The following is a 6,703-nucleotide window of genomic DNA, read 5'->3' on the forward strand; positions in this document are numbered from 1 at the left end:
TAATATAAAATATTTTATATTTTAACAAAATATATTTATTTTTTATATTTTTTAGTGTTTATAGGATATTAATTTTATGCGTATTGAAGAAGATATTAAGTTAGGTTTTAAAGATGTTTTAATTAGACCTAAAAGATCTATTCTAAAAAGTCGTTCTGAAGTGGATCTTATTCGTTTTTTTAGTTTTAAATATTCTAGTAATAAATGGTCTGGTATTCCTATTATTGCCGCAAATATGGATACCATTGGAACGTTTCAGATGGCTGTATCATTAGCTAATTTTAATATATTAACAGCAATACATAAATATTATTCTTTAAATGAATGGAAAAATTTTATTGATACATCTTCAAATAAAGTATTAGAACATGTTATTGTATCAATTGGTACATCTGATTTAGATTTTTTAAAAATTCAAAAAATTTTTTCATTATCTTCTGAATTGAAATATATTTGTATTGATGTTGCTAATGGTTATTCTGAGTCTTTTGTTTCTTTTTTGAAAAAAATACGCGATAAATTTCCTAGTAAAATTATTTGTGCTGGTAATGTTGTAACTGGAGAAATGGTAGAAGAATTAATTTTATCAGGTGCTGATATAGTTAAAGTTGGTATTGGACCAGGTTCTGTTTGTACTACAAGAGTAAAAACAGGAGTAGGTTACCCTCAACTTTCAGCTATTATTGAATGTGCAGATGCTGCGCATGGATTAAATGGTCAAATTATTAGTGACGGTGGTTGTGTTGTACCCGGAGATATTGCTAAAGCTTTTGGAGGTGGTGCAGATTTTGTCATGTTAGGTGGAATGTTGTCTGGTCATTATGAATGTTCTGGAGAAATTATTAAAGAAAACTTAAAAAAATTTATGTTATTTTATGGTATGAGTTCTACTTCTGCAATGAAACGTTATACTGGACAAATTAGAGGTTACCGTGCTTCAGAAGGTAAAACAGTAAAAATACCTTTTCGAGGAAATGTTGATATAACTATACGTGATATTTTAGGTGGACTTAGATCTTCTTGTACTTATGTAGGAGCTCAAAAATTAAAAGAGTTAACTAAAAGAACTACTTTTATAAAAGTAAATGAACAAGAAAATTGCGTTTTTAATAATTTTACGTATTAAAATAAATTATATTATATATTTTTTTTAAAAAATTGGAAATAACAAAATCAATAAAATTAATTATTTTATAGTTAATTTTATTGATTTTTTTTAGAAATTGATAATTAATTATTTCATAAAAAATATAACAACTTTATTTAAAACATTTTTATTTACAAAAATAATAATCAATATAATATTTTAAATTTAATATAAATTTTATCATTGAAAATAATATTTAAGGAATTTATACCATGTCAGAAAATTTATATGATGACGTGGATCCAATTGAAACTAATGATTGGGTGGAATCAATTGAATCTGTTATTCAAAATGAAGGTATTGAAAGAGCTCGTTTTTTAATTGAAAGAGTTTTAAAACAATCTAAAATAAATAAATCAAATTTTTTTAAATGTTTTTTTACAAGTGATTATATTAATACAATTAGTAATAAAGATGAAATTGAATATCCGGGAGATTTAATTTTAGAAAAAAAAATTCGTTCTGCTATTCGTTGGAACGCTATTATGATGGTACTACGTGCATCTAAAAAAAATTTAGAATTAGGAGGACATTTATCTTCCTTTCAATCATCTGCAACTATATATGAAGTTTGTTTTAATCATTTTTTTCGTGCTAGAAATAATTACGATGGTGGTGATTTAGTTTATTTTCAAGGTCATATTTCTCCTGGTATTTATGCGAGAGCATTTTTAGAAGGTCGCTTATCCATTAAGCAAATTGATAATTTTAGACAAGAAGTTGATGGAAATGGATTATCTTCTTATCCTCATCCTAAATTAATGCCTAATTTTTGGCAATTTCCTACAGTATCTATGGGACTAGGCCCTATTTTTTCTATTTATCAAGCAAAATTTTTAAAATATCTTCAGAATCGAGAATTAAAGAATACCGAAAAACAAACAGTTTATGCTTTTTTAGGGGATGGTGAAATGGATGAACCTGAATCTAAAGGAGCGATTTCTATTGCAGCAAGAGAAAAGTTAGATAATTTAATTTTTATAATAAATTGTAATTTACAAAGATTAGATGGACCAGTTATCGGAAATGGTAAGATTATTAATGAGTTAGAAAGTTTTTTTTATGGTGCAGGATGGAAAGTAATTAAAGTTATTTGGGGTGGGAAATGGGATAGTTTACTAAAAAAAGATACAACTGGAAAGCTTTTGCAGTTAATGAATGAAACAATAGATGGTGATTATCAAACGTTTAAATCAAAAGATGGAGCTTATGTTAGAAAATATTTTTTTGGAAAATACAAAGAAACATTAGAATTAGTTAAAAATATGACAGATGAAGAAATATGGAATTTAAATCGAGGTGGTCACGATCCTAAAAAAATGTTTAATGCAATAAAAAAAGCTAAAGAAACTAAAGGCAAACCTACAGTTATTTTAGCACATACTATAAAGGGATATGGTATGGGTATAATTGCAGAAGGCAAAAATATTGCACATCAAATAAAAAAAATCAATATCAATGGAATTATGTATATTCGAGATCGTTTTAATATTCCTATATCTAATGAAAAAATCAATGAATTACCTTATATTAAATTTGAAAAAAATTCTAAAGAATATTGCTATATGCAAAATCAAAGAGAAAAATTAGGAGGATATGTTCCTTTTCGCTTATCTAAATTTACAAAAGAATTAAAACTTCCAAATTTAATAGATTTTAAGTCATTATTAGTAGAACAAAAAAAACATATTTCTACTACAATTGCCTTTATTCGAGTTTTAAATTTAATTTTAAAAAATGATTTTATTAAACATTTAATTGTCCCAATTATTGCTGATGAAGCACGTACCTTTGGTATGGAAGGTTTATTTAGAACGATTGGAATTTATAGTCCTAATGGACAGAAATATATACCTCAAGATCGTGAACAATTATCATATTATAGAGAAGAAAAAAAAGGACAAATATTGCAAGAAGGGATTAATGAATTAGGAGCTGCTTCATCTTGGCTTGCTGCTGCAACTTCTTATAGTACCAATGATTTTCCTATGATTCCATTTTATATTTATTATTCAATATTTGGCTTTCAACGTATTGGTGATCTTTTTTGGGCTGCTGGAGATCAACAGGCAAGAGGTTTTTTAATTGGAGGAACATCTGGCCGAACAACTTTAAATGGCGAAGGTTTGCAACATGAAGATGGTCATAGTCACATACAATCTTTAACAATTCCAAATTGTATTTCTTATGATCCTGCTTTTGCTTATGAGGTTGCAGTTATTATACAAGATGGATTGAAAAGGATGTATGGTTCACTTCAAGAAAATATATATTATTATATTACTACAATTAATGAAAATTATTATATGCCAGCTATGCCTAAAGGCGTAGAAGATGGAATTTGTAAAGGTATTTATAAATTAAAAACATTATATTCTACTGAAATAAAAATACAATTAATGGGTTCTGGTGCTATTTTACGATGTATTTGCGAAGCTGCTGAAATTTTATTTCATGATTATTGTATAACTACTGATATTTATAGTGTAACTTCTTTTACAGAATTAGCCAGAGATGGTGAAGAATGTGAAAGATGGAATATGCTGCATCCAAATAAAACTAAAAAAGTTGCTTATATAAAAAAGGTTATGAATAACGCTCCTGCTGTTGCTGCTACTGACTACATGAAATTATTTGCAGAACAAGTTCGTCATTATATTCCTGCAAAAGAATATTATGTATTAGGTACTGATGGCTTTGGACGGTCAGATAGTCGCGAAAAATTACGTGATCATTTTGAAGTGAGTGCTCACTATATTGTAGTGGCTGCTTTAAGTTTATTATCTAAATTAAATAATATAAATCAACAGGTAGTAGAAGATGCAATTGTTAAATTTAATATTCATGCAGATAAAATTAATCCACGTTTAGCTTAAAGGGGTCAAGTAAAGTGCATATTGAAGTTAAAATGCCTGATATTGGTTTAGATGAAGTAGAAGTAATAGAAATATTAGTAAAATTAAATGATAATATAAAAATGGAACAAGGATTAATAACTGTAGAAGGTGAAAAATCTTCTATGGAAATACCTTCTCCTATATCTGGAATAGTAAATAAAATTAATGTAAAAGTTGGTGATAAAGTATCCACTAATTCTATTATAATGATCTTTATAGTTGATGATATTGATTTTAAGAATCAAAAAAAAGTAGATATAAATAATATATCTGATAATAATAAAAAAACAATGATTCATACTAGAAATAATATGATACATGCAACTCCTTCAGTAAGACGATTAGCGCGTGATTTAAATGTAGATTTAAATAATGTTCTAGGTTCTGGTCCTAAAAATCGTATTTTGAAGGATGATATTGAAATATACACAAAAAATGTTTTTAACAATCCAAATAAATTAAAAATAGAAAAAGTTAAAATAAATGATCTACAGAAAATTGTTGGTAACAATTTATATAATAATTGGCGAAATATACCTCATGTAACACAATTTGAAGAGATAGATATTACTACTTTAGAAGATTTTCGTAAAAAATATAATAGTGAAGAGCATAAAAAAAATAATAATCATAGTAATATTACTATATTGAGTTTTATTATCAAATCAGTTTCACATGCATTATTAAAATTTCCGATTTTTAATAGCTCTTTATCTTCAGACAAAAAAACAATCAATTTTAAAAAATACGTTAATATTGGTATTGCTGTAGATGTTGAAAATGGATTAGTTGTTCCAGTCATAAAGAATGTTAATGAAAAAAATATTATTAATATATCATCTGATTTGATGTTGCTTTCTGATAAAGCTAGAAAAAATAAATTAAATAAATTAGATACAAAAGATGGTTGTTTTACCATTTCAAATATAGGAAGTATTGGAGGTCATTGGTTTACACCCATAATTAATTTTCCTGAAGTTGCAATTATTGGAGTTTCAAAAGCAGTTATTAAACCAGTTTGGAAATATGAAAAATTTGTTCCATCCTTAATGTTGCCTTTATCTTTATCTTATGATCATCGTGTAATTAATGGAGCAGATGCGGCTCGTTTTGTTTCTTTTATTAAAAAGTTATTATCTGATATACGTTTTTTAGTTATGTAATTTTATATTGATAAAATATTTTTTATCAAATTAATTATTAAAGAGGTAAAAATGTATCAAAAAATTCAATCAGAAGTCGTGGTTTTAGGATCAGGTCCTGCTGGTTATTCTGCAGCTTTTAGATGTGCTGATTTAGGTTTAGATACAATTTTAATTGAACGTTATAAAAAAATTGGAGGTGTTTGTTTAAATGTTGGATGTATTCCTTCAAAATCTTTATTGCATATAGCTAAAGTAATAAAAGATGCTAAAGATTTATCTGAAACAGGTGTTTTTTTTAATAAACCTTCTATTAATCTTAAAAAGATTCATGATTGGAAAGAAGATATTATTCATAAACTTACAAATAGTTTATATAATATAAGTAATAAAAGAAATATAAAATTTATTCAAGGAACAGCTCATTTTGAAAGCAATAATAATATTATTGTAGAAAATGATCAGAATAAATTTGACATTTCCTTCAAAAATGCCATTATTGCAACTGGTTCTAATGCTATTAAAATACCTTCATTTCCGAATCAAGATGATAGAATTTGGGATTCGACAGATGCCTTATTATTAAAAAATATTCCTAGTCGTTTTTTAATTGTAGGAGGTGGAATAATTGGTTTAGAAATGGCGACAATATACAGTGCATTAGGTTCAACTGTGGATATTGTTGATCGATTTAATGTATTTTTACCTTCAGTCGATGAAGACGTTTCTAAAATGTATATTAAATCTATTAATAAAAGATTTAATATATTTTTAAATACTCATATTAAAACTATAGATCCAAAAGATCATGGTTTAATTGTCTCTATGGAAGGTGATAATCTAGGTCACAGTATTTCTTATGATAATATATTAGTTGCAGTAGGTAGAACACCTAATACTCAAGATTTAAAATTAGAAAAAGTTGGTATAGAGTTAAATGATACTGGATTTATTAAAGTAGATAATCAGTTAAAAACTAATATATCTAATATTTATGCTATTGGTGATGTTACTGGTTTACCTATGTTAGCTCATAAAGCTATTCATGAATCGCATATTGCTGCTGAAGTTATTGCTGGTAAAAATCATTATTATGAACCTAAAGTAATTCCTTCAGTAGCTTATACTGATCCTGAAATTGCTTGGGTAGGTTTTAATGAAAAAGATGTTATAAAATTAAATATTGATTATGAAGTTGCTGTTTTTCCTTGGAGTGCATCTGGTAGAGCACATGCTTCTAATTGTACTACAGGCTTGACAAAATTAATTTTCAATAAAAAAAATAATCAAATTATTGGTGCATCTATTTTAGGTACTAATGCTGGAGAATTAATTAATGAAGTTGCACTTGCCATTGAAATGGGGTGTGATGCCGAAGACCTTTCACTAACTATTCATGCTCATCCTACTTTAAGTGAATCAATTTGTTTAGCTTCAGATATTTTCCGAGGAACAATAACAGATTTATTAAATATAAAAAAAAATATTTCGGAATAATATTTAATATAATTCTTTTA

At 26.5% G+C, this 6,703-nt stretch carries 4 protein-coding genes; all 4 read left to right on the forward strand.

Annotation, left to right across the window (positions count from 1 at the left end):
- Nucleotides 1-76 precede the first annotated feature (76 nt).
- Entirely contained in the window at nt 77-1,126 is a 1,050-nt protein-coding gene (locus D9V64_RS01040; RefSeq protein ID WP_158366456.1) for a GMP reductase, read from the forward strand.
- 233 nt (nt 1,127-1,359) lie between these two features.
- Nucleotides 1,360-4,023 carry a pyruvate dehydrogenase (acetyl-transferring), homodimeric type gene (aceE, locus tag D9V64_RS01045; RefSeq protein WP_158366459.1) on the forward strand — a complete coding sequence of 888 codons (2,664 nt, stop codon included), beginning with the start codon at nt 1,360-1,362 and terminating at the stop codon, nt 4,021-4,023.
- A 14-nt stretch (nt 4,024-4,037) separates the two neighbouring features.
- Complete coding sequence (locus tag D9V64_RS01050) at nt 4,038-5,207, forward strand: 2-oxo acid dehydrogenase subunit E2 (RefSeq protein WP_261979787.1); 1,170 nt, start codon at nt 4,038-4,040, stop codon at nt 5,205-5,207.
- Nucleotides 5,208-5,258: 51 nt separating this feature from the next.
- Nucleotides 5,259-6,683, forward strand: a complete 1,425-nt coding sequence (gene lpdA, locus D9V64_RS01055; RefSeq protein ID WP_158366461.1) for a dihydrolipoyl dehydrogenase — start codon at nt 5,259-5,261, stop codon at nt 6,681-6,683.
- Nucleotides 6,684-6,703: the final 20 nt, after the last annotated feature.

Origin of the sequence: Buchnera aphidicola (Aphis nerii) (assembly GCF_005083105.1) — a bacterium.
In the GTDB taxonomy this organism is placed as follows: Bacteria; Pseudomonadota; Gammaproteobacteria; order Enterobacterales; family Enterobacteriaceae; genus Buchnera; species Buchnera aphidicola_AS.

Bases quoted from the DNA above. Each gene is read 5' to 3' on its own strand.
- lpdA (WP_158366461.1), top strand. From the start codon at position 5,259: ATGTATCAAAAAATTCAATCAGAAGTCGTGGTTTTAGGATCAGGTCCT.
- D9V64_RS01040 (WP_158366456.1), top strand. From the start codon at position 77: ATGCGTATTGAAGAAGATATTAAGTTAGGTTTTAAAGATGTTTTAATT.
- aceE (WP_158366459.1), top strand. From the start codon at position 1,360: ATGTCAGAAAATTTATATGATGACGTGGATCCAATTGAAACTAATGAT.